The following is a 20,882-nucleotide window of genomic DNA, read 5'->3' on the forward strand; positions in this document are numbered from 1 at the left end:
TGAAGATCCGCGGCTACCGGGTCGAGCTGGGCGAGGTGGAACACGCCGTCGCGGCGGTGCCGGGAGTGGTCACGGCGGCCGTGGTCACGAGAGAGCATCCTGAGGTGCCCGGCCAACGCCGCCTCGCGGCCTACCTCGTCGGTGCCGCCACACCGGAGGAGGTGCGCGCGGCCGTCGCCCGGCGCCTGCCCCGCTACATGGTCCCGACCCTGTGGGCCGTCGTCGGCTCCCTGCCCCGCACCGTCAACGGCAAGCTCGACACCGCCGCCCTGCCCGAGCCCGCCCCGCTCGCGGCCGGCGCGGCACGGCCCCCGCGCACCGAGACCGAACGGGTGCTCTGCCGAATCGTCGCCGAGGTCCTCGGTGCCGCCACGGTCGGCCCCGACGAGGACTTCTTCGACCTCGGCGGCGACAGCCTCGCTGCGCTCGCCCTGGTCACCGGGGCCCGGGCCGCCGGCCTCGAGCTCCGGGCACGGGACGTCCTGGAGGAGCCGACCATCGCAGGCCTCGCGGGCAGGATCGGCGCCGCCGGGCCACCACCGCGCATCGACCCGGGCGAAGGGCTCGTCCCCCTGACCCCCGGGATGCGGCGGCTGGCGGCACGCTGCGGGCCGGTCGCGGGTATGCACCAGGCCCAGCTGGTGCGCACCCCACCCGGCACCACGGCGGCGGAGATCCGCGAGCTCGCGAGGGCCCTGCTCGCCGCCCACCCGATGCTCCGGGCCGAGCTCGTCCGCGACCCGGCCGGTGGCTGGGACCACCTCCAGGTCCCCCTGATGCTCGACGGCGACCCACCGGTCGAGCACGTGACCTGCACCGATCCGGACTGGACCGGGCCACTGCGCGCCGCCGCCACCGCCGCCCGTGCCCGGCTCGACGCGGGCCCCGGCGGGATGTTCCGGCTGGTCTGGTGCGACCGCGGGGCCGAGCACGAGGGCGGGCTGCTGGTCCTCGTCCACCAGCTCGTCGTCGACGGGCCGTCCTGGCAGGTGCTCCTGGCGGACATCGCCGCGTTCGGGGCGGGCACGCCGCGGACGACGCCCCGCGGCCTGTCGTTCCGCACGTGGTCCCGCACGCCGGGGGAGGAGCGGGCCGCGGCCGGTACGGCGCCGGTGGACCCGCTCCCGCTGCTGCGGCCGCGGGGTCCGGAGGACGTCGTGGGGACCGCGCGGCGGCACGAGGAGCGCGGGTCGCCCGCCCGCGGCGCCGCCGTCCTCCAGCAGCTGCCCGCCGCGCTCGGGGTGCGCGTCGACGCCGTCCTCGTGGCCGCGCTGTACGACGCGCTGGCCGAGCTGGGGCCGGAGCACACGCTGCTGGTCGACGTCGCCGGGAACGGGCGCGTGAGCGCCGCGGGTGACCTGGCGGACACGGTCGGCTGGTTCGCCACCACGACCACCGTCCGTTGGACGACCGCGGCCGCGCCACGGCAGAAGACGGACACGAGCAGTGAGACCCTGGAGACCCTGGAGACCCTGGAGACCCTGGAGTGGCTGGACGAGCACGCCGTGGACAGCATCCGGGAGATCGACCGGGCGCTGCGCGGCGGCGGGGTGGCCTGCCCGGGTGCCGAGGTGGAGTTCGGCCACCTCGGCCGCCTCGCCACCCCCGAACCCGGCGTCTGGCGGGCGGACCCCGCGTCCCCCGACGTGGCGGTCGGCTGGGCACCGGAGATCCGGGCAGGCCACGCCCTCACCGTCCATGCCGCCGGGCTCGCCGACCACGAGGGCACCACGCTGTCCGGGACCTTCACCTGGCCCGCGGGCGTCCTCGACGACGCCGCCGCGCGCCGGGTCGCCCGGCGCTGGGTCGACACGTGCGAGTCCTGGGCGGCCCGGTTCATCACGAAGGAGTCCGAGTGACGCAGACGACAGTCGGAGCGACCCGGGCGACGTCCCGGGCGGCCGCCGTCCGCCCCCTCGGCCCGGAGCGGTGGCAGGAGGCCTACGACCTGTTCATGGCGGCCCTGCACGTCCCGCCGACCACCGCGGAACGGTGGGAGGCCGTGCGCGGTCTGTACGTCGCCGACCGGGTGTACGGGGCGTTCGAGGGGGACGACCTCGTCGGGACGATCATGTCCTCGCCGCAGGAGCTCACCCTGCCCGGCGGGTCCAACGCGCCGGTCGCGGGCGTGAGCGTCGCGGGTGTGCGCAACGGGGCCACCCGGCGGGGCCACCTCGACCGGATGGTGCGCACGCAGATCCTCGACCTGGCCGCGCGTGGCGAGGTGTTCGCCGCGCTGCGGCCCTCCACCGCCGCCCTCTGGCACCGCTGGGGCGTCGGACCTGCCACCCGCACCACGACGGTCCGCGTGGACCGGCTTCGCAGCGGGGTGCGCCGCGAGCTCGCCGACCGGCGCGACCGGGCGCGGCAGCTGAGCCCGCACAGCGACCTGCACGAGGTGTTGCCGCCGATCCACCGGCGGATCGCCGCCTGCCGCGCGGGCGTCGTGAGCAGGCCGGACGCCTGGTGGGCCTGCTGGGACCCCTACGCCGGGGCCCCGAACCAGATCCACGTCGCGGTGGCCGGGCCTGCGGCCGAACCCTCCGGGTACGTCGCCTGGTACGTCGAGTACCAGGGCGGGGGCGACGTCGCGGCGGCCCGACGGGTGCTCCACGTGCTCGAGCTGTTCGCCGACACCCCGGCCACCGCCCTCGACCTCTGGGCCCACCTGCTGCACGTCGAGCTGGTCGAGGAGATCGTCGCGACGGGCCGCCCGCTCGACGAGGACGTCCCGCTGCTGCTCACCGATCCGCGCGCCGCCACCGTCGGCCCCGTGCTCGACGAGCTGTGGCTCCGGATCGTCGACGTGCCCACCGCGCTCGCCCTGCGACCCTGGGCGCCGACGGCAGGCGAGAGCGTCGTCGTCGAGGTGCGGGACGACCTCGTGGAGTCCAACGCCGGCTGCTACCGGATCGGCTCGGACGGCGCGCGGCGGGTGACCGCGCCCCCGGACCTCACGTGCCCGGTCGACCAGCTCGCCGCCCTCTATCTGGGGGACCGCCCGCCTTCCCGGCTCGCCGCGGCGGGCCGCATCGCGGTGCACGACGCCGCGTCGGTGGCCCGCGCCGACCGTCTCTTCGCCACCGGCCCGGTGCCCTGGGCCGGGACGATGTTCTAGACCAGGAGGAACCACATCATGATCTTCGTCGGGAACGGCGCCCTGCTCTGGCGGGCGGTCGCCCACGCCAAGGAGGCCGGGCAGCCGGTCGACCTGGTCGTCACCGGCCCGGGCGCACACCACCAGGACCCGGCCGCGGTCGACACCCACGACGTCAACGCGGTCGCGCAGGACATCGACGCGGCGTCGTCCGACGGCATCATCTGGTCCATCGACAACGCGTTCGTCTTCCGCGCCCCCGTGCTCGAGCTCGACCAGCAGATCTACAACGTCCACGGCGGCCCGCTGCCCGCCTACCGGGGCCTCCCGCTCGCCACCGTGGCACACGCCCTGCTCAACGACGAGCCCGAGTACGGCGCGACGCTGCACCATGTCGACGCGGGCCTCGACACCGGACCGGTGATCGACGAGCGCCGGTTCCCGATCGCGCCGGACGACGTCTTCGAGGACGTCATGCTCGCCACCATCGACGCCTGCCACGAGCTGTTCGTGGACAACCTGGACGACGTCGCCGCGGGCCGCTGCACCCCGCGGCCCCAGCCCGACGGCCCCTCCGGGTACTACGGGCTGCACGCCGCCCGGCAGCTCGACCGGCACCGCGACAACCCGCACTACGCCCGCGCCACCGACCTCGGCCTGTTCGCCGACTTCTACCCGGAGGCCGCGGCGGCATGGTCCTGAAGAGCGTCGCGACGAAGCTCGCCGTCGACGTCTCCCCGCTGCGGGAGAGCGTGCCGTTCAGGCGACTGTGGATCGCCCGCACGATCCTGTTGCTCGGGGTGGGGATGGTGGCGGTGACCGTCCCGATCCAGGCCTTCGCGCTGAGTGGCTCCACCGCGGTGGTCGGGGTGGTCACTGCGGCCGAGGGGGCCGCCTTCTTCGTGGGCTTCCTGTTCGCCGGGGTGCTCTCCGACCGGCGGGACCGGTGGGCACTGCTCCAGATCGCCCAGGTCGGGACGATCGTGTCGTTCGCGGGGCTTGCGGTCAACGCGCTGGAGTTCGACGCGGTCTGGCCAATCGGCGTGCTCGTGGCGCTCAACGGGCTGTCGGGGGCCGTCGGCATCACGGCGATGCTGGCGATCCTGCCCGGGTTGGTCGAGCCCTCCCGCTTCCACGCGGTCGGCGGGCTCAACACCTTGTCGCTGCGGCTGGGCTCGCTGGTCGCGCCGGTCGCAGGCGGCAGCCTGGTGGCGCTCGTCGGACCGGAGTGGAGCTACGGCCTGGGCGCCCTCGCCGCGGTGCTGACGTTCCCGCTGGTCCGCAGGCCCCGCGGCGTGCCCGTCCCCGACGGTCCCGCGGCCGGGCCCGGCGCAGGCCCGGTGCGGCAGTTCGTCGAGGGGTACCGGTTCGTGGTGCGGGACCGGGTGGTCCTCGGTGTCATGGGCGCCGGTGTGGTCGGGATGGTCGGCGGCGGCTCGATCGTCATGATCCCCGCCCTGGTGCAGGCCCGGATCGGGGAGGGCCCGGCGGCCCCGACGGTGGTGGGGCTGACCTACGCCGCACTCGCCCTCGGCACCGTGGTGGGGGCGCTGAGCAGCGGCTGGGTCTCCTCCGTGGTCGCCCCCGGCCGGCTGCTGCTGCTGGCGATGATCGTGTGCTTCCTGTTCTACGCGGGCGCGGGAGCCGCTCCCCGGGTGTGGCTGATGCTGCTGCTGTTCGTGGGAGCGGGCGGCACCAACGCGGTCGAGGAGGTGCTGCGGTACGCGCTGCTGCAGCAGCGCACCCCCGAGGACCTGCGCGGACGGGTGAACAGCGTGTTCGCCGCGCAGAACATGTCGGGGGTGGCGGTCGGCGCTCTGGTCGCCGGCGGCCTGGGTACGGTGCTGGAGCCGACGACCGCCTTCTGGGTGTACAACGCGGCGATGGCCGGGGTGGCGGCGCTGGTGCTCGCCGGGTTCGGCGAGCTGCGCCGCCACCGGAGCGCCGAGGGGGCTCCGGCATGACCGTCGGCCCGCCCTGGGAAGCGGATTCCTGTGATGTTCACGGGTCGCCCGATCGGCCGCCGGGTTCTCGCCCCGGCGCCTTTGATAGCCTAGGCTATCCTCATGTTCCCCAGTCCTCCGAATGGCAGGCACATGAGCCCGGCCAGTGAGGCGAACGGCGAGCCGGTGTGTGTGGTCGGTGCGGGGCCGGTGGGCCTGACGGCCGCGCTCGCCCTCCGTTCCCTGGGGGTTCCGGTCCGCGTTCTCGATGCCCAGGCCGAGAACCGGGTGCGGCCCGGGAGCCGGGCGCTGTACGTCCATCACGATTCCCTGCGCACATTCGAACGGATTTCACCGGGCCTCGGTGAAACGGTGGCCGCGCACGGCATCCAATGGTCCGGCAGGCGCACTCGCCACCGCGGCCGACTGGTCTTCGCGAAGGACCATCCCCCTTCGGCCGGGGGCGACCTCCCGCCTTACGCCAGTCTTCGTCAGCTGGACACCGAGGCGCATCTCCTGGACGCGTGCCGGGCCCACGGGGTGGCCTTCGGGTGGTCCGCGGAGGTGGAGAAGGTCGTCGCAGGCGCGGAGGGCGTCGAGCTCCGGAGCACGGACGGGCGGCGGTGGACGGCGCCGTACGTCGTCGCGGCGGACGGTGCACGATCCGTGGTGAGGGCCGCCATCGGTCGCCGGATGGTCGGCAGGCGATCGGCCTCCCACCACGTCGTCGTGGATCTCGCCGATCCTCCGGGTGAGCCCGTTCCCGCCCTCCGCGAGTTCCACTACCACCATCCCGGCCTCGACGGACGGCACGTCCTGGTCGTCCCCTTCGCGGGCGGCAGGCAGGTCGATCTGCAATGCCGGGAGGGAGAGGATCCCGATGCCCTGATGGAGCCGGCGCGGCTTCGGGGATGGCTGTCCGAGGTGGTGGCGACCGAGCTCGTGGACCGGGTGCTCTGGGTGTCCCGGTACCCGTTCCTCCAGTCGGTCGCGGACGCGTTCATCGACGACGAGCGCCGGGTCCTGCTCGCGGGCGAGGCCGCGCACCTCTTCGCCCCGTTCGGGGCGCGAGGCATGAACAGCGGCATCGCGGACGCCGACGCGGCAGCCGTCGCCGTGGCCACCGCGCTGCAGGCCACCGATCCGCAGCGGGCCCGGTCGACGATCGACGACTACGACGCGGTGCGCAGGGCGGCTGCCCTGCACAACCGCGACGCGGCCGGGCAGGCCCTGGCCCACATGCGTCCCTCGCCGGGGGGCCGGCTCCGGCAGCACCTGGCGGCCGGTCTCGCGGGCCGCGTCCGGCGGTGCGGCACGTGGTTGGAGAAGGCGCCCTACGGCCCGCGGACCATGGCCACACCGACCAGCACCTACTGAGTCGGCGCACCGATCAGAAAAGGAGTGAACGGCAATGGCCGTCAACCCATTCGACGATCCGAACGGCGAGTTCCACGTACTGGTGAACGCTGAGGAGCAGCGCTCGCTGTGGCCCGCATTCCTCCCGGTTCCCGCCGGATGGGAGGTCGAGCACGGGCCGAGTGCGCGACAGGAGGCTCTCGACCACATCGAGGCGAACTGGCTCGATCTCCGACCGAAGAGTCTGTCGGCTCCGGTGTCCGCCGCCGCGGCGCAGGATGATCGCGCTTCGTGACGACGACAGGTGACACGATGACCATTCCACTCCGCCCGCTGGACCTCGTCGGAATCGGCTTCGGTCCGGGAAACCTGGGGCTGGCGATCGCCGCGAGTGAGCACTCCGAGCCGCTTTCGATGCGATTCCTCGAGCGGCAGTCGGAGTTCGGCTGGCACCGCGGGATGCTGATCCCGGACGCCAGGATGCAGATCTCGTTCCTCAAGGACCTGGTGACGCTCCGCAACCCGAGCAGCACCTTCAGCTTCCTGGCCTATCTGAAGGCCAGGGGACGGCTGATCGACTTCCTCAACCGGCAGTCGTTCTTCCCGACCCGGATCGAGTTCCACGACTACCTCGGCTGGGCGGCCCGCCGGTTCGAGGACGTGGTCGACTACGGCGCCGACGTGACCGACATCAGGCCGGTGGAGGGGCGGGGTGAGCCGCTGCTGGAGGTCACGGCCCGGCGCGCAGGCCACACCCACCGCCTGCTCGCGCGGTCGGTCGTGGTGGCTGCGGGTCTCGCGCCCCACCTCCCCCCGGGGGTGGTGCTGTCGGAGCGGGTCTGGCACAACAGTGACCTGGTGTTCCACATCGAGCGGTTCGGCCGGGAGCACGCGGGGACCGCCCGGCGGTTCGTGGTCGTCGGCGCGGGCCAGAGCGCTGCCGAGTCGGTCGAGTACCTGCACCGCAGCTTCCCCTCGGCCGAGGTGCATGCGGTGCACGACAGCTGGGGCTACAGCCCCGCCGACGACAGCCCCTTCGCCAACCGGGTCTTCGACCCCGAGGCCGCCCACGCCTTCCACCGGAGCCCGCCGGAGGTGCGCGAGCGCATCGTCGCGCGCCACCGGAACACCAACTACTCGGTGGTCGACCCGGACCTGATCACCGACCTGTACGAGAAGCACTACGCGGAGCGGGTCGCCGGCGTCGAGCGGCTGCACTTCCACCGGATGAGCCGGGTCGCCTCGGTCGACACGGCCCCGGGGGGCGGTGTGGAGGTGTCGGTGCTCTCCGGGGTCGACGGGACGTCGTCGACGCTCGTCGCCGACTCCCTCGTCTACGCGACGGGCTACCGGTCGCGGGACCCCGGGCGGCTCCTCGGGGGCGGCCTGGTGGCGGAGCGGGGCGCGGACGGGACCATCCCGGTCGGGCCCGACTACCGGTTGCCGGTCACCGGGTCGGCGGCGCCGATCTTCGTGCAGGGTGCCACCGAGCGCACCCACGGGCTCGCCTCGACGCTGCTGTCCAACGTGGCCGAGCGGTCGGGCGAGATCCTGGCGGCCGTCCTCGGGCACCGGGCAGGCCTCACCTACGCGGCGGCGTCGGCCGTCTCGTCGTGAGAGACCCGGACCGGGGTGCCGGATGAACGTCGCGGAGCTCCTGGAGCGCCTCGTGCGCAGGCACGGCTGGCAGGCCGCGCCCGCCTACCACGCCGAACGGACCTGGACCCACGGCGAGATCCACTCGCTCGCGGCCCGGTGCACCGAGGTGCTGCGTGGCCGGGGCCTGCGGCCCGGCGGCCGGGTCGCCCTGGTGCTCCGGGACGGGCCGGCCCTGGTGGCGCTGTTCCTCGCGGTCGCCCGAGCCGGTGGGGTCGCCGTGCTGCTCAACCCCTACCTGCGGGAGGCCGAACGGGACCGCCTCCTGCACGGCGCCGTCCCGGACCTCGTCGTCGCCGAGGAGCCCGTGGACCGGCCCGGCTGGTCCACGGTGGATGCTCTCGTCGCCGCGGCCGAGCGGGCTCCCGAAGGCGCCGCCGTACAGGTCTCCGACAGCGCGGACCTGTACGTGCAGTTCACCTCCGGCACGACTGGGGCACCCAAGGGTGCGGTGCACCGGCACGGTGACCTGCCCGCCTACCAGCGGGCGGTCGGGCGGGACATGCTGGGTATCTCGTCGGCGGACGTCAGCCTGTCGATCTCCAAGATGTTCTTCGCCTACGGGTTCGGCAACTCCCTGGTCTATCCGCTCTTCACCGGGTCGGCCGCGGTTCTGCGGCCCGAGCGACCGGACCCGGGGACGGTCGCCGAGCTGGTCGACCGGTACGGCGTCACCGTCCTGCACGGGGTGCCCTCGGCCTACGCCAACCTCGTCGCGGACACCGACCCCGCGGCGTTCGCGACGCTGAGGGTGGCGGTGTCGGCCGGCGAGAACCTCCCGCCGACGGTGGGCGCCCGCACCCGCGAGCTGTGGGGGGTACCGGTCCTGAACGAGCTGGGCTCGACCGAGGTCGGGGGCGCGTACTGCGCGAACACCCTGGCCGACGACGCCCCGGGCACCCTCGGCCGCCCGCTCACCGGGTACGGGCTCCGGATTCTCGACGATGCGGGCCGGGCGGTCCCGCCCGAGAGTCCGGGCCGGCTGTGGGTGCGGGGTCCGTCGATGATGGACCGCTACCTCGACGCCCCCGGAGAGACCGAGCGGGTACTGGTCGACGGCTGGCTCTGCAGCAACGACACGGCCCTGCAGCGTGCGGACGGGCGGTTCGTCCACCTCGGACGCGCGGACGACATGGAGCTCGTCGGGGGGATCAACGTCTCGCCGCACGAGGTCGAGGCGGTCCTGGGTGGGCACCCGGCCGTCCGGGAGATCGTCGTCGCCGCCGTGCTGGACGAGCGCGGCGCGAGCAGGCTGCGGGCGTTCGCGGTGCCGAGGGCCGACGTGGTGCGGCACGCAGGGCTGGAGAACGAGCTGCTCGATCTCGCTCGGCGCCGGCTCGCGGCCTACAAGGTGCCGCGCAGTGTCACGTTCGTCGACGCGCTGCCGCGGACGTTCAGCGGGAAGGTCCAGCGCTTCGTGGCCAGGACGGGATCATGGTGAGGGCGGGCAGGCTGCGGTGGCGGAGCACGGTGGGCTGGTCCGACTCCGCGTGCCCGCTGCCCGAGGCGGCCCTGGTGGTCGACTCGTTCCTGGCCTCCGAGGGTGGGGTCCGGGACCTGGCGGAGCACGAGGACCGGTTCCGGCGAGGCTGCAGGGTGCTGGACCTCCCGGTCGCCGGACTCGACGGCTTCCTCGCCGCCGCGCGGGCGGAGCTGCCGCCGCGGGGCCGCTGGTTCCCGCGGTTCGAGGCCCACGCCGACGGGGCCCTGGTGTTCTGGGTCCGCGAGGCGCCCGCGCAGGGGCGCGAGGTCCGGCTGTGGAACCCGCAGGCCCCGGACCCGCGGCGCCATCCCACCGTCAAGGGCCCCGACCTCGCGCTGCTCGCAGACCTGCGCAAGCAGGCGGCCGAGTGGGACGCGGACGACGCGCTGCTGACCGGAGCGGGCGGCGTCGTGCTGGAGGCGTCGCACTCGGCGCTGCTGTGGTGGCGTGGGGAGGGGCTGGAGGTGCCGGATCCCGCGCTGCCCCTGCTTCCCAGTGTCACCGCGCGGCGGCTGCTGCGGATGGCCCGCGCCGGGTCCGTGCCGGTCACCGCTCGCCGATGCCGTCCCGACGAGCTCGCCGGCACCGAGGTGTGGACGGTCAACGCGCTGCACGGCATCCGTCCGGTCGTCGGATGGCGGTGTGGTGGACCGTCGCTCGCCGAGCCGGACCGGGCCCGTCTCGAGCGCTTCCGTGCGCACCTGGCCCTCCCCGGCGCACCCGCCCGCCACCGACCATGCCGCTGACCACGTCGACCACCACGAGCCACTGGACCCAGGCCGGAGATTCGATGCGCACCCTCCTCGTCGACAACTACGACTCCTACAGCTACAACGTGTTCCAGCTGATGGCCGCGACGTTCGGGGCCGAGCCGACCGTGCTCGCGAACGACGCCCCCGAGTGGGCGGACCTAGACCTCTCCGAGTACGACGCGGTCGTGATCTCACCCGGGCCTGGCAGACCGGAGGTTCCCGCCGATCGTGGCGTCGCCCTGGACCACCTGCGGACGGGGACGATCCCGGTCCTCGGCGTGTGCCTCGGCCACCAGGCTCTCGGCTGGCTCTCCGGCGGGACGGTGGTCACGGCACCGGAGCCGCGACACGGCTACCTGGAATCGATCCGGCACACCGGCACCGAGCTGTTCCGGGGCGTGCCCCAGGACTTCACCGCCGTGCGGTACCACTCGCTCTGCGTGGCCGAGCCTCTGCCCGAGGACCTCGAGGCGACGGCCTGGTCGCCCGACGGCGTCGTCATGGGTCTGCGGCACCGCAGGCTGCCGTGGTGGGGGGTGCAGTTCCACCCGGAGTCCGTGGCCTCCGAGCACGGCGCGGCGATCTTCGCCAACTTCGCCGAGCTGGTGCGCGCGGGCGGCTCGGCCACCGAGCTCCGCCCGTCGGCGCGGACCGTGCGACGCCGGGTGCTGGACTTCACGGCTCCGACCGAGATCCTCTTCGAGGAGCTGTTCGCAGGCTCCCGCTTCGCGTTCTGGCTGGACAGCAGCCGGATCGAACGCGGCCTCTCGCGCTTCTCCTTCCTGGGGGACGCAGGCGGTGAGCTCGGCGAGGTGCTCAGCGCCCGGGTGGGCACCGGGATCGTCAACGTGGTCACCGAGGACGGCGTCCGCTCGGCACCCGGCTCGATCTTCGACACGCTCGAGGAGCGCCTTCACACCAACCGGGTTCCGTGGGACTCCTCGGTGCCGTTCGACCTGGCCTGCGGGTACGTCGGATACTTCGGCTACGAGATGCGGGCGGAGTGCGGCTCGCCGACCGGCCACACCTCGGCGCAGCCCGACGCCCAGTGGATGAGCGCGAGCCGCATGGTCGCCGTCGACCACGAGACCGGCCGCACCTGGGTCCTTGCTCTGGCCGACGGCAGCGACGGCTCCGTCCGCCGGGCCCAGCGCTGGGTGGACGAGACGGCCGAGCGGGTCCGGGCGCTGCGTGACGTGGAGCCGCGCCCCGTCCTGCACCTGGAGCGCGAGATCGACGTGGAGCCGTACCTGCATCGGCCCCGGGACCGCTATCTCGCGGACATCGAGGCCTGCATGGCCAGCCTGCACGCGGGGGCGAGCTACGAGATCTGCCTGACGAACGGGGTGGAGCTGCCGTTCGCGGGCTCGGCGTGGGAGGCCTACCGGTGGCTGCGCCGCCGCAGCCCCGCGCCGTACGCCGCCTACCTCCGGTTCGACGACCTGCACGTGGTGTGCTCCTCCCCGGAGCGGTTCCTCACCATCGATGCGCAGGGGACCGTCGAGTCCAAGCCCATCAAGGGCACGGCCCGCCGGGATCCCGACCCCGAGGTCGACCGCGCGCTGCGGGACGAGCTGGCGGGCAGCGCCAAGACCCGGGCCGAGAACCTCATGATCGTCGACCTACTGCGCAACGACCTCGGCCGGATCTGCGAGATCGGGAGCATCCGGGTTCCGGGGTTCATGAAGGTCGAGTCCTACGCCACCGTCCATCAGCTCGTGTCCACGATCCGCGGGCGGCTTCGCCGGGACGTGGGTCCGGTCGCCGCGGTGCGGGCCGCCTTCCCCGGAGGGTCGATGACCGGCGCGCCGAAGCTGCGGACGATGCAGATCATCGACGGTCTCGAGGAACGGCCGCGAGGCATCTACTCCGGGGCCCTGGGCTTCTTCGGGCTCCAGGGCGCCGCCGACCTGAACATCGTGATCCGGACCGCCACCATCGAGGCCGGCCGGGCCACGATCGGCGCGGGTGGGGCGATCGTCCTCGACTCCGACCCCGCGGACGAGTTCGACGAGATGACGTTGAAGGCCTCGGCGGTGGTCCAAGCGGTGGCGGGCGGGTCCGCCGCCGCAGCCGCCCGCCCCGCACCGGCCCCCTGGGGACGGTCGGCGTGACGATCAGGAAGCGAGGCACGACGGTCCACCTCAACGGGATCTCGCTGAGCTACGACGTCCGCGGGGCCGGTGAGCTCGTCGTCCTGGTGATGGGGACGGGAAGTCCCGGCCGCGTCTGGCACCTGCACCAGGTGCCCGCGCTGCTCGCCGCCGGCTACCGGGTGGCGACCTTCGACAACCGCGGCATCGCGCCGACGTCCGAGTGCCCGGAGGGGTTCACTGTCGACGACATGGTCGCGGACACGGCCGCGTTGATCGAGCACCTGGGCGGCGGTCCCGCCCACCTGGTCGGAACCTCCCTCGGCGCCCGAATCGTGCAGGAGCTCGTCCTGGCCAGGCCCGAGCTCGTCGGCCGGGCGGTGGCGATGGGTGCCCACGCCCGGCTGGACGCCGTCGCCCGGGCGCAGACGCTCGGGCAGATCGCGCTGCACGACGGGGGTGTCGTGCTGCCGCCCGAGTTCCATGCCGCCGTGCAGGCCGTGCTGAACCTGTCCCCGGCCTCCCGGCGCGCCGACTCGGTGACGGACTGGCTGGACGTGTTCGAGCTGGGAGGTTCGGTCATCGGCCGCGGCGAGCGAGCCCAGCTCGCCGCCTGCGCGACGATGGCGGACCGCCGTGGCGCCTACCGGGCGATCGACCGTCCGCTGCTCGTGCTGGGCTTCGCGGACGACGTCACGATCCCGGCGTGGCTGAGCCGCGAGGTCGCCGACGCCGTCCCGGGGGCACGGTACGTCGAAGTGCCCGGCACCGGGCACGTCGGCTACCTGGAGCGTCCGGCCGAGGTGAACCGGATCGTGCTCGACTTCCTCGCGAGACGGCACCCGTCTGGGGTATCCGGACCGTGATGGTCGTGCCGTCGCCCGGCCGTGCCCGGACCACGACGGTGGCCCCGGCATCTCGTACCGCCCTTCGGACCACCGTCAGCCCTGTGTGTCCCGGACCGGGTGGGTCGCGGGATCGAATCCCCGTCCGTCGTCGCTGACTGTCAGCGCAACATCGTCCGATGGTTCAGGGACCAGCTTGCACCCGCACCGTGCGGGGGTCTCCGTGGCGGACCGGTCGAGCAGGAGCTCGGCCGTGGCCCGGTGCAGCAGCAGGAGCGCCTCGCCGTCGAGCTCGACGTCAGGGTCGACCGCGAGATCTCCTCGAGAGTCGGGGCCGGCTCGCGGGAGGGCGTGGGCCCGGGCCGGGTCGTCATCGCTGCCTCCTCGTTCGACCTGTCGGGGCTCTCGATGATGACGGCCGCGGCCGTCGCCGGGCGGCTCCAACGGACACCTCCGACGCGGTGGCTGAGTAGTCGCCGAAACCAGTGGTCATGAGCTGAGCCAGGGCGTCCGCCGTGGAACCGCATAGGGCACGAACATGGGTCCACGGGAGCACTCGGACGGTGGCGTCGTCGTGGCCGCGGACAAGGAGAACTCCCTCCATGCGATCCATCGTGGCTGAGTCGACCACCGCGCCGACCACCCCGGGATTCGGGTTCGGCGTCAACCGCTGACCCCGGTCGGGGCGGGCCGTTGCAGGACCGGTGTCGGCGGGCCGAAGACCTCGGCTACGACGTCGTCGCCGTCGCCGACCACCTGGACATGCCCGCCCCGTTTCCCGCTCTCGTGTCGGCGGCGGCCGTCACCTCTCGCCCGCGGCTGAGTGCGTTCGTGCTCAACGCCGCGTTCTACAACCCGGCCCTGCTCGCCCGGGACCTGGCCACGACTGACCAGCTGACCGACGGGCGGATCGACGCGGCGCTCGGTGCCGGCCACGTCGAGGCCGAGTTCCGCGCCGCGGGCCTGCCGTTCCCGTCGGCGCGCGAGCGCGTCGACCACCTGGAACGGACCGTGCTGGAGATCCGGCGGCTGTTCGCGGACCCGAGCCACGCTCCCCGTCCCCGTCAGGAACGGATGCCGCTGACGATCGGGGGCAACGGGGACCGGGTCCTCCGCTTCGCCGCCCGGCACGCGGACACCGTCGCGCTCAGCGGTGCCGCGCCCGGCACAGGTCCCGGACGCCACCGGCTGGTCGGCAGGGCCGAGCTCGCCCAGCGGGTCCGGTTCGTGCGGGACCGGACAGCGGGCCGCGACTCGGCTCCCGACATCAACCTGCTCATCCACGCGGTCGCCGCGAGCGGCAGCCGTCGTGACGTCGCCGCGAGGCTCCGCCGGTTCGACGACGCCGAGCTCACCGTTCCCGAGCCTGCGATGGAGACCTTCGCGCCGGTCATGGCGCGGCTGGACCGCAGGACGTGACGCGGCAACGGGCGTTGCCACGGATGCCGTAGAACGAGTCCGGGGTCTCGGCGTCGAGCTTGTCCGCGAGCTCGCCGAGTCGGTTGCGCCAGTGCGCCGCAACGTCCGGCCCTTTCGAGCCGGCCGAACCCGCCACGTGACGGTCGATCCCGCGGGTTCGCGCTCGACACGAGACGAACCGGCAGGTGAGGGTGGGGCGGGTCGTTACCGTCCGCTCCGGCCCATCCGGGTGTTCCGGTAGGTGCGGGGGGACATGCCGAAGCGTGCGGTGAACTCGCGGCTGAAGAACGAGGCGTTGGCGATGCCGTAGTGGGCCGCGATTCCGCTGATGGGGGTGTCGTTCCAGCTCGGCGAGCACAGCGCCCGCCGACAGGCCTCGAGCCGTCGCAGCTTGATCCAGCCGGCGGCGGTGAGGTCGTGCCGGGCGAACGTGCGGTGCAGCGTGCGCGTGGAGACGAACAGCGCCCCGGCGATGTGCTCGGCGCTCAGTCGGGGGTCGGTGAGGTTGTCCTCGACGAACTCCCGGATCTGCCGGAACAGACCCCGGTCGGGGTTCGCCGCCCGGCCCGTCTCCGACTCGGGTTCGGACGCCGCGATCATCGTGAGCTCGGCCATCTCGTCGGCGAGGCGGGCTGCGTTCGAGGGGGACAGGATCGGGGCGTCGTCTCCGGAGAACCGGTGCAGCATCGGTGTGACCAGGGACCCGATCGGAGAGCAGGGCGAGACCGGGCGGGCGGTCAGCCGCCGCAGCTCCGCGTCGGTGAACGGAAGACCGCTGCGGGGCCACGTGAAGACGTGCATGTCCCAGACGCCGTCGAGGCTCCAGGTGAAGGGGCGTGAGGTGTCGTAGAGCGCGAACCCGCCCTCGGAGACCACACAGCGGCGGCCGTCCTGCTCGAGGTGGCCGGTGCCGTGCTCGATCATCCCGACGGCGAGGAGGTCCGTGTCGGCTGCCGTCGCCTGTGGACGGGTGCGCTGGAAGGTCTGCGGCGCAGAGCGCACGGTCGCCGCCTGCATGTGCCCCACATGACGCGAGCGCACGGCGCCGCGGAGGTCCGGCAGGCCGTGCGGGGTGATCTGGAGGGCGATGAACCGAGCCCTGATCAGCTCCGCCCAGCTCGAGAGCGACGCGGCCTCCTCGACCGTGACGCCGGCGACAGGGGTGTCCACCGCGGTGAGGATACGAGCAGCGGTGCGCTGCGTCACTCCCGATCATTCTCAGAACGTTCGAACGCGGAGCCGGCGCACAGCGACAACTCGGTGTCCGCGAGGGAACACAACAGCCCGCCCTCCTCTCGTAACGTGCTGCCCATCACACGGCGCCCCGGCGGTTGGTCGGGGTTCCTGCACCACCCGGTCCGTCGCAGCGCCGGTCGTCGCCGGCTCTTCCCGGCATCCGATGTACCACGAAGCCGGCCCGATCCCGGGCCGCGATGACCCGACAGAAGGAGAGATCGAATGACCTCGGTCGTCGAGCACAAGGTTCACGGCGGGACCCAGAACCCCGCCCCGCAGGACTGGGTCCCGTTCGAGTGGGACGAGCCCCGCCTGGGCACGCAGGTCCACGGCGAGATCGCGATCTTCCGCCCGAACGGCACCGGCGGATCGTTGCAGGCGGGTTTCTGGCGGACCGGTCCCACCTCGCCGGGCGCGAATGCGGACGGATCGCACACCCTGGTCTACTCCTCCCCGCTGGGTGACGAGCTCGCCGCGGTCATCGAGGGTTCCGCGACCGTGACCGTCAACGCGACCGGCGAGCGGTTCGAGCTCGTCCCGGGTTCCGTCCTCAGCCACCCGAAGGGCCTCGAAGTCACCTGGGAGATCAGATCGCCGTACTTCAAGAAGTACTGCGTGATCTGGAACGGCAGCGAGCCCACCGCCAACCCGCCGCAGAACCTGCGGGTGCACAACGTCAACGACAACCCGGCCGAGTGGGTCGACTACCACTTCACCGAGCCCGCCGAGGGCCCGCAGGTCGCGGGCGAGCTGTTCTTCATCAGCGAGGGCGGGTCGACCGGGACGTTCCTGAGCGGGATCTGGCGTTCCGGCAAGGGCATCGCGGGCACCGACGTCGCCCCGGACGGCACCTTGACCACGCCCTACACCGGCACACTGGGTGACGAGACGATCCTGCTGCTGGCCGGCGAGGTCGAGGTCACCGAGACCGACTCCGGGCGCGTGACCAACTACGGGGCCGGGGACGTGATCGGCCTGAACTCCGGTCAGCACATCACCTGGGTCTCGAAGGGTCCGTTCACCAAGAAGCTCTGGGTGATCACCAAGGACCGGCTTCCCGAGTGACGGCCGGCCTGTGGGGGTATCGACGCGACCCGTCGGTGCCCCCGCGGGCCGCCCCCTGACGTCGGGCCTGCGGCGGACCGCGACGGCCTCCCGTAGCGGTCGGTAGCCCGCCGGGTCGTCGTAGCGGCATCAGCTGGGGGCCGATCTGCGGAACCGCTCGCGGTAGAGCTTCGCCCAGGTCTCGAACGGGAATGCGTCCAGCGCGGGCAGGCCGATGAGAAACGAGGTGCCACGGGGCCTGCGGTCGAGCACCGACGGCAGTGGGACCCGTCGGGTCCGCGCCAGCCGGTCTCCACGGGCCGAGAGCCTGCCCGGGACCCGGGCGGTCGCGCTGGACGACGGCGACGGCCGGACGCTGGTGGCGGGGTCGCCGAGCAGGCGCTCGGGCAGTACCTGCGCGACGTACGTGCCCGATCCCTGCCGCCCGGTGACGTAGCCCTCCGCCTGCAGTTGCTCGAAGGCGGCGAGCACGGTGTTGCGGGACATCCCGGTGTCGGCGGCGAGTATCCGACTCGGCGGCAGACGTGTACCCGCGGCCAGCTGCCCGGACAGGATGCTGGAGCGAAGCTGCTCGTAGAGCGCCTTGTACGCGGGTTGGCCCGACGCCGACTGGTGACGGGAGCCGCCCACCTCGGGGCCGAGGATGTTGCGTTCAGGTGACATGCGGCTCCCCTGATGACTCCGTGATCGCCTCTGGATAACTGTCACCGCTCCATTAATCTCAGGAGCCAACAGGCTGCGACACGATTGCCCCTCCGTGCCTCGGCGTGCCTCGATGTGCCTCCACGTGCCTCCACCGGGTCGATACATCCGACAACGCGCAGATCGCCCACCGGAAACAGGAGCGAACAATGCCGATCTACCTCAGCATTGCAGCGCGTGCGATTACGAGTCCCGATGCGTACGAGAAGTTCAAGGTCGTCTTCGGCGACACCCGCCACCACCTGATGAAGCTGCCGGGATTCCTGCACCTGACCTGGTGGGAGCACCCGGACGACGCGGGCTGGTTCAACGAGTGCAGCTTCCGGACCAGTGAGAAGGCGCTCTACTGGCACACCGACACGTATCATAAGCACGCCAAGGCGTGGGCTGCGAATGGCGCGATCATGGAGGACATCATCACCAACTTCGAGTTGGTGGGAACGCGCCTGCTGCGGATCTGTCCGACCTGCGGAGAGTTGCAGGACAAGGTCTACGAGCTCGCCCAGGAGCAGGCCGTCCTGCGGGAGCAGTGCCCCAGATGTGGGTTCCACTTCCCGTACCTGACTGAGCAGTCGTCCAGCTTCGTCGTGTTCAAGGACGTCCCGCTCGAGCATCTCGAGGAGTCCCCAGTGGCCGCCGAACCCGGTTCGGATGGGGAGTCACGGGAGACCACCCACGGTCTGCAGCAGGCCGTCGAGGTCTGAGAGGTGTGGTCCCCCGAGCGGGCCCGTGATCGGTCTCTCGTCCGGGTCGCGGAGCCGGACTCGCGCGGTTCCACGGGGCACGGCTCCCGATCGGTCTCGTACGAGCCGCGTCTCCTCGTCGGCGACGGAGCCGGTCGCGTCACCGGACGCTGGTCGTCGATGGCGCGACATCGGCTGCCAGACGACGCTGAGCCCGGGGAATCGGTGGAGGCGCAGGGGTTCCCGCGGCGCGCCCGGGTGATCCGGGCGCGCCGGGGGCGGGGGATCAGGACTCGACGTCGACGATGGTCGCGCCTGCCGCGGCGTTCTGAACGGACTCGGCGCCCTTCTTGGCGTTGGACTTGGACTCGTAGGCCTCGCCGGAGGCGACGATCTGGCCGTTGCTGGCCTTGAGCCGGAAGCGGTACTTGCCTGCGCGGTCCTGGTAGATCTCGAACTTGCCTGCCATGAGCGTCTCCAGTCTGGTGAGGACGGTGCTGATCGGCAGCAGGTTACGACGAATGGGCTAAGGCGGCAGGGTGAGGCAAGGCGGGCTGGCACCATCGGAAGTCCTCGGCCGGTGACGTGGCCGCCCAGAGGAGCGGGTGGCGTGATTCTCAGGTGGTCAGGATTCGAGAAGCGCCGGCCGGTACGCCGGGGTCATCGTGGACGCATGACGAACACAGAGCGCACCACCCTCGCCGCGACCGCCATCACCTCGCTCGCCATCGAGGTCTCCGAACCCGCGCAGGCATCGCCGTTCTACGCCGCCGTCGGGCTCGCGGACGCGGTCGGGGTCCGCGCCTCGGATGCGCCGAGCACGGGGTTCCGCGGATTCACGCTGTCGCTCGTCGTGGGGCAGCCGAGCACGGTCGACAGCCTGGTCGGCAGCGCCCTCGAGGCGGGGGCCACCGTGCTCAAGCCGGTGGCGAAGAGCTTCTGGGGGTACGGCGGTGTCGTGCGGGCCCCGGACGGCACGATCGTCAAGGTCGCGTCGTCGTCGAAGAAGGAGACCGGCCCCGCCACCCGGCGGATCGACGACGTCGTCCTGTTGCTGGGTGTGGAGGACGTCAAGGCCGCCACGCGGTTCTACGTCGAGCGGGGTCTGTCGGTGGCCAAGTCCTTCGGCGGCAGGTACGCCGAGTTCGACACCGCGGGATCGCCCGTCAAGCTGGCGCTCTACGGGCGCCGGGCCGCGGCGAAGGACGCGGGCGTCGACCCCGCGGGCAGCGATTCGCACCGCCTCGTGGTCATCGGCTCGGTCGGGCCGATCACCGACCTCGACGGGTTCGTGTGGGAGGCCCCGGCGGTCCGAACGGCGGGAGGGTCCCCATCGGGTGACGGGTGATGGACGCGGGATGGATACCCTGCTGCCCGACCGACCGAGGAGGACCGGTGTCCGACCACACGCCCGTCGCGCTGGGGATGATGCGCATCGCCGGGTTGGACGACGCCGCCCTCCGGCGGCTCGTCCACAGTGCTCTCGACCTGGGAGTGCGTCTGTTCGACCACGCCGACATCTACGGCGGCGAGCCGCACGGCTGCGAGCGGCGGTTCGGCGAGGCCGGTGCGGTGGCGGCCGGGCGGCGGGGTGCGGTGGAGCTGCAGTCCAAGACCGGGATCCGGGCGGGGTTCTACGACCTGTCCGCGGCCCACATCGTCTCGAGTGTCGAGCGGTCACTCGCGGCCCTGCGCACCGACTACCTGGACACGCTGCTGCTGCACCGTCCGGACGCGTTGGCCGAGCCGGAGGAGGTGGCCGACGCGGTGGACCGCCTGCACGCGGCGGGCAAGATCCGTGCCGTCGGCGTCTCGAACCACACCCCGGGCCAGATCGAGCTGTTGCGGCGGTGCCTGCGCCAGCCGATCACGGTGAACCAGGCCCAGCTCAGCCTGACGCACTCGTCGATGGTCGCCCAGGGCCTCACGACCAACGTCGCGGACAGCCCGCAGGCCGTCGACCGCGACAACGGCCTGCTCGACTACTGCCGTCTGCACGACATCGGGGTGCAGGCGTGGTCGCCGTTCCAGAGCCCGGCGACGGGGCGGCCCTTCGTCGGCGACCTCGACGCCTACCCGGAGCTGAACGCCGCGCTGACCCGGGTCGCGGGGGTGCACGGGGTGAGCGAGACGGCGGTCGCCGTGGCCTGGATCGTCCGGCATCCGGCGCGGATGCAGGTCGTCCTGGGCACGACGAACCCCGAGCGCCTCGCGGACGCCGTCTCCGGCAGCGCGCTGACGCTGAGCAGGGAGGACTGGTACGGCCTCTACCGCGCCGCGGGGAACGTCCTGCCCTGACGACTGACGGGGCGTCGAGGGCCGCCGGTCGGGTACTCACGGTCGGCGACGAGGAGGCTCGGCTCGGTCAGACGGTGCGAGGCCCCGCCCGGCCCGGTCCCGACGGTGGGCAGCACGTCGATGACGCTCTGCAGGTGCGCGCGGACGGCGGCTCCCGCCTCGGCTGGGGCGCGAGGAGCTCGGACAGGTCCGCCTCGACGAGCCGCTGGTGGGGGCGAGGTGCACAGCACGCCCCCGACGCGCGAGGGCCCGCA

19 protein-coding genes are annotated in these 20,882 nt (G+C 72.8%); 16 read left to right on the plus strand and 3 right to left on the minus strand.

What is annotated here, in order from left to right; translation table 11 throughout:
• From ABD993_RS27400 to ABD993_RS27455, 12 genes are all read left to right on the plus strand, one after another.
• Nucleotides 1-1,859 (plus strand): phosphopantetheine-binding protein (locus ABD993_RS27400; RefSeq protein WP_345424586.1); only part of this gene is annotated, 1,859 nt, incomplete at its 5' end.
• Nucleotides 1,856-3,118, plus strand: a complete 1,263-nt coding sequence (locus ABD993_RS27405) for a GNAT family N-acetyltransferase (RefSeq protein WP_345424589.1) — start codon at nucleotides 1,856-1,858, stop codon at nucleotides 3,116-3,118. The genes ABD993_RS27400 and ABD993_RS27405, both read left to right, overlap by 4 nt.
• Before the next feature lie 18 nt (nucleotides 3,119-3,136).
• Nucleotides 3,137-3,799, plus strand: a complete 663-nt coding sequence (locus tag ABD993_RS27410; protein WP_345424592.1) for a formyltransferase family protein — start codon at nucleotides 3,137-3,139, stop codon at nucleotides 3,797-3,799.
• Nucleotides 3,790-5,061, plus strand: coding sequence for an MFS transporter (locus tag ABD993_RS27415; protein WP_345424594.1), 1,272 nt, complete (start codon nucleotides 3,790-3,792; stop codon nucleotides 5,059-5,061). Before ABD993_RS27410 ends, ABD993_RS27415 begins: the two co-directional genes overlap by 10 nt.
• A 102-nt stretch (nucleotides 5,062-5,163) precedes the next feature.
• Nucleotides 5,164-6,417, plus strand: coding sequence for an FAD-dependent monooxygenase (locus ABD993_RS27420; RefSeq protein WP_345424596.1), 1,254 nt, complete (start codon nucleotides 5,164-5,166; stop codon nucleotides 6,415-6,417).
• Between the two features lie 34 nt (nucleotides 6,418-6,451).
• On the plus strand, nucleotides 6,452-6,691 hold the full coding sequence (locus ABD993_RS27425; RefSeq protein ID WP_345424598.1) for an MbtH family protein: 240 nt from the start codon (nucleotides 6,452-6,454) through the stop codon (nucleotides 6,689-6,691).
• A gap of 17 nt (nucleotides 6,692-6,708) precedes the next feature.
• A complete protein-coding gene (locus ABD993_RS27430) occupies nucleotides 6,709-8,013 on the plus strand; it encodes a lysine N(6)-hydroxylase/L-ornithine N(5)-oxygenase family protein (protein WP_345424601.1) in 1,305 nt (434 codons plus the stop codon).
• Nucleotides 8,014-8,035: 22 nt separating this feature from the next.
• Complete coding sequence (locus tag ABD993_RS27435; protein WP_345424604.1) at nucleotides 8,036-9,493, plus strand: AMP-binding protein; 1,458 nt, start codon at nucleotides 8,036-8,038, stop codon at nucleotides 9,491-9,493.
• Nucleotides 9,487-10,281 carry an aminotransferase class IV gene (locus ABD993_RS27440; RefSeq protein WP_345424607.1) on the plus strand — a complete coding sequence of 265 codons (795 nt, stop codon included), beginning with the start codon at nucleotides 9,487-9,489 and terminating at the stop codon, nucleotides 10,279-10,281. Before ABD993_RS27435 ends, ABD993_RS27440 begins: the two co-directional genes overlap by 7 nt.
• 44 nt (nucleotides 10,282-10,325) lie before the next feature.
• Nucleotides 10,326-12,401 (plus strand): aminodeoxychorismate synthase component I, encoded by a 2,076-nt coding sequence (pabB, locus tag ABD993_RS27445; RefSeq protein ID WP_345424609.1) that lies wholly within the window; start codon nucleotides 10,326-10,328, stop codon nucleotides 12,399-12,401.
• Nucleotides 12,398-13,246 (plus strand): alpha/beta fold hydrolase, encoded by an 849-nt coding sequence (locus ABD993_RS27450; protein WP_345424612.1) that lies wholly within the window; start codon nucleotides 12,398-12,400, stop codon nucleotides 13,244-13,246. The genes pabB and ABD993_RS27450 overlap by 4 nt, the downstream gene beginning before the upstream one ends.
• A gap of 672 nt (nucleotides 13,247-13,918) precedes the next feature.
• Complete coding sequence (locus ABD993_RS27455; protein WP_425569160.1) at nucleotides 13,919-14,644, plus strand: TIGR03621 family F420-dependent LLM class oxidoreductase; 726 nt, start codon at nucleotides 13,919-13,921, stop codon at nucleotides 14,642-14,644.
• Nucleotides 14,645-14,848: 204 nt separating this feature from the next.
• Here ABD993_RS27455 and ABD993_RS27460 read toward each other — a convergent pair whose 3' ends face one another.
• Entirely contained in the window at nucleotides 14,849-15,814 is a 966-nt protein-coding gene (locus ABD993_RS27460; RefSeq protein WP_345424615.1) for a helix-turn-helix domain-containing protein, read from the minus strand.
• 288 nt (nucleotides 15,815-16,102) lie between these two features.
• Here ABD993_RS27460 and ABD993_RS27465 point away from each other — a divergent pair, with 288 nt between their 5' ends.
• The gene (locus ABD993_RS27465) at nucleotides 16,103-16,945 is read left to right on the plus strand and encodes a cupin domain-containing protein (protein ID WP_345424618.1); all 843 of its coding nucleotides are present in this window, start codon (nucleotides 16,103-16,105) and stop codon (nucleotides 16,943-16,945) included.
• Nucleotides 16,946-17,074: 129 nt separating this feature from the next.
• On the opposite strand, the gene ABD993_RS27470 is transcribed toward ABD993_RS27465, so the two are convergent.
• Nucleotides 17,075-17,608, minus strand: coding sequence for a GntR family transcriptional regulator (locus ABD993_RS27470; RefSeq protein ID WP_345424621.1), 534 nt, complete (start codon nucleotides 17,606-17,608; stop codon nucleotides 17,075-17,077).
• 188 nt (nucleotides 17,609-17,796) lie between these two features.
• Between ABD993_RS27470 and ABD993_RS27475 the strand changes: the two genes are divergently transcribed.
• Nucleotides 17,797-18,351: an antibiotic biosynthesis monooxygenase family protein gene (locus ABD993_RS27475; protein ID WP_345424624.1), complete on the plus strand. Its 555-nt coding sequence runs from the start codon at nucleotides 17,797-17,799 to the stop codon at nucleotides 18,349-18,351.
• A gap of 265 nt (nucleotides 18,352-18,616) precedes the next feature.
• On the opposite strand, the gene ABD993_RS27480 is transcribed toward ABD993_RS27475, so the two are convergent.
• Nucleotides 18,617-18,799, minus strand: a complete 183-nt coding sequence (locus ABD993_RS27480) for a YegP family protein (RefSeq protein WP_345424626.1) — start codon at nucleotides 18,797-18,799, stop codon at nucleotides 18,617-18,619.
• Nucleotides 18,800-19,003: 204 nt separating this feature from the next.
• Here ABD993_RS27480 and ABD993_RS27485 point away from each other — a divergent pair, with 204 nt between their 5' ends.
• Both ABD993_RS27485 and ABD993_RS27490 read left to right on the plus strand, forming a co-directional pair.
• Nucleotides 19,004-19,678 carry a VOC family protein gene (locus ABD993_RS27485; RefSeq protein WP_345424628.1) on the plus strand — a complete coding sequence of 225 codons (675 nt, stop codon included), beginning with the start codon at nucleotides 19,004-19,006 and terminating at the stop codon, nucleotides 19,676-19,678.
• A 47-nt stretch (nucleotides 19,679-19,725) separates the two neighbouring features.
• The gene (locus ABD993_RS27490; RefSeq protein WP_345424631.1) at nucleotides 19,726-20,628 is read left to right on the plus strand and encodes an aldo/keto reductase; all 903 of its coding nucleotides are present in this window, start codon (nucleotides 19,726-19,728) and stop codon (nucleotides 20,626-20,628) included.
• Nucleotides 20,629-20,882 lie beyond the last annotated feature (254 nt).

The sequence above is a fragment of the Pseudonocardia xishanensis genome (genome assembly GCF_039541715.1).
Classification (GTDB): Bacteria; Actinomycetota; Actinomycetes; order Mycobacteriales; family Pseudonocardiaceae; genus Pseudonocardia; species Pseudonocardia xishanensis.

Bases quoted from the DNA above. Each gene is read 5' to 3' on its own strand.
- pabB (WP_345424609.1), top strand. From the start codon at position 10,326: ATGCGCACCCTCCTCGTCGACAACTACGACTCCTACAGCTACAACGTG.
- ABD993_RS27415 (WP_345424594.1), top strand. From the start codon at position 3,790: ATGGTCCTGAAGAGCGTCGCGACGAAGCTCGCCGTCGACGTCTCCCCG.
- ABD993_RS27440 (WP_345424607.1), top strand. From the start codon at position 9,487: ATGGTGAGGGCGGGCAGGCTGCGGTGGCGGAGCACGGTGGGCTGGTCC.
- ABD993_RS27475 (WP_345424624.1), top strand. From the start codon at position 17,797: ATGCCGATCTACCTCAGCATTGCAGCGCGTGCGATTACGAGTCCCGAT.
- ABD993_RS27430 (WP_345424601.1), top strand. From the start codon at position 6,709: ATGACCATTCCACTCCGCCCGCTGGACCTCGTCGGAATCGGCTTCGGT.
- ABD993_RS27480 (WP_345424626.1), bottom strand. From the start codon at position 18,799: ATGGCAGGCAAGTTCGAGATCTACCAGGACCGCGCAGGCAAGTACCGC.
- ABD993_RS27470 (WP_345424621.1), bottom strand. From the start codon at position 17,608: ATGTCACCTGAACGCAACATCCTCGGCCCCGAGGTGGGCGGCTCCCGT.
- ABD993_RS27485 (WP_345424628.1), top strand. From the start codon at position 19,004: ATGACGAACACAGAGCGCACCACCCTCGCCGCGACCGCCATCACCTCG.
- ABD993_RS27425 (WP_345424598.1), top strand. From the start codon at position 6,452: ATGGCCGTCAACCCATTCGACGATCCGAACGGCGAGTTCCACGTACTG.
- ABD993_RS27465 (WP_345424618.1), top strand. From the start codon at position 16,103: ATGACCTCGGTCGTCGAGCACAAGGTTCACGGCGGGACCCAGAACCCC.
- ABD993_RS27410 (WP_345424592.1), top strand. From the start codon at position 3,137: ATGATCTTCGTCGGGAACGGCGCCCTGCTCTGGCGGGCGGTCGCCCAC.
- ABD993_RS27420 (WP_345424596.1), top strand. From the start codon at position 5,164: ATGTTCCCCAGTCCTCCGAATGGCAGGCACATGAGCCCGGCCAGTGAG.
- ABD993_RS27435 (WP_345424604.1), top strand. From the start codon at position 8,036: ATGAACGTCGCGGAGCTCCTGGAGCGCCTCGTGCGCAGGCACGGCTGG.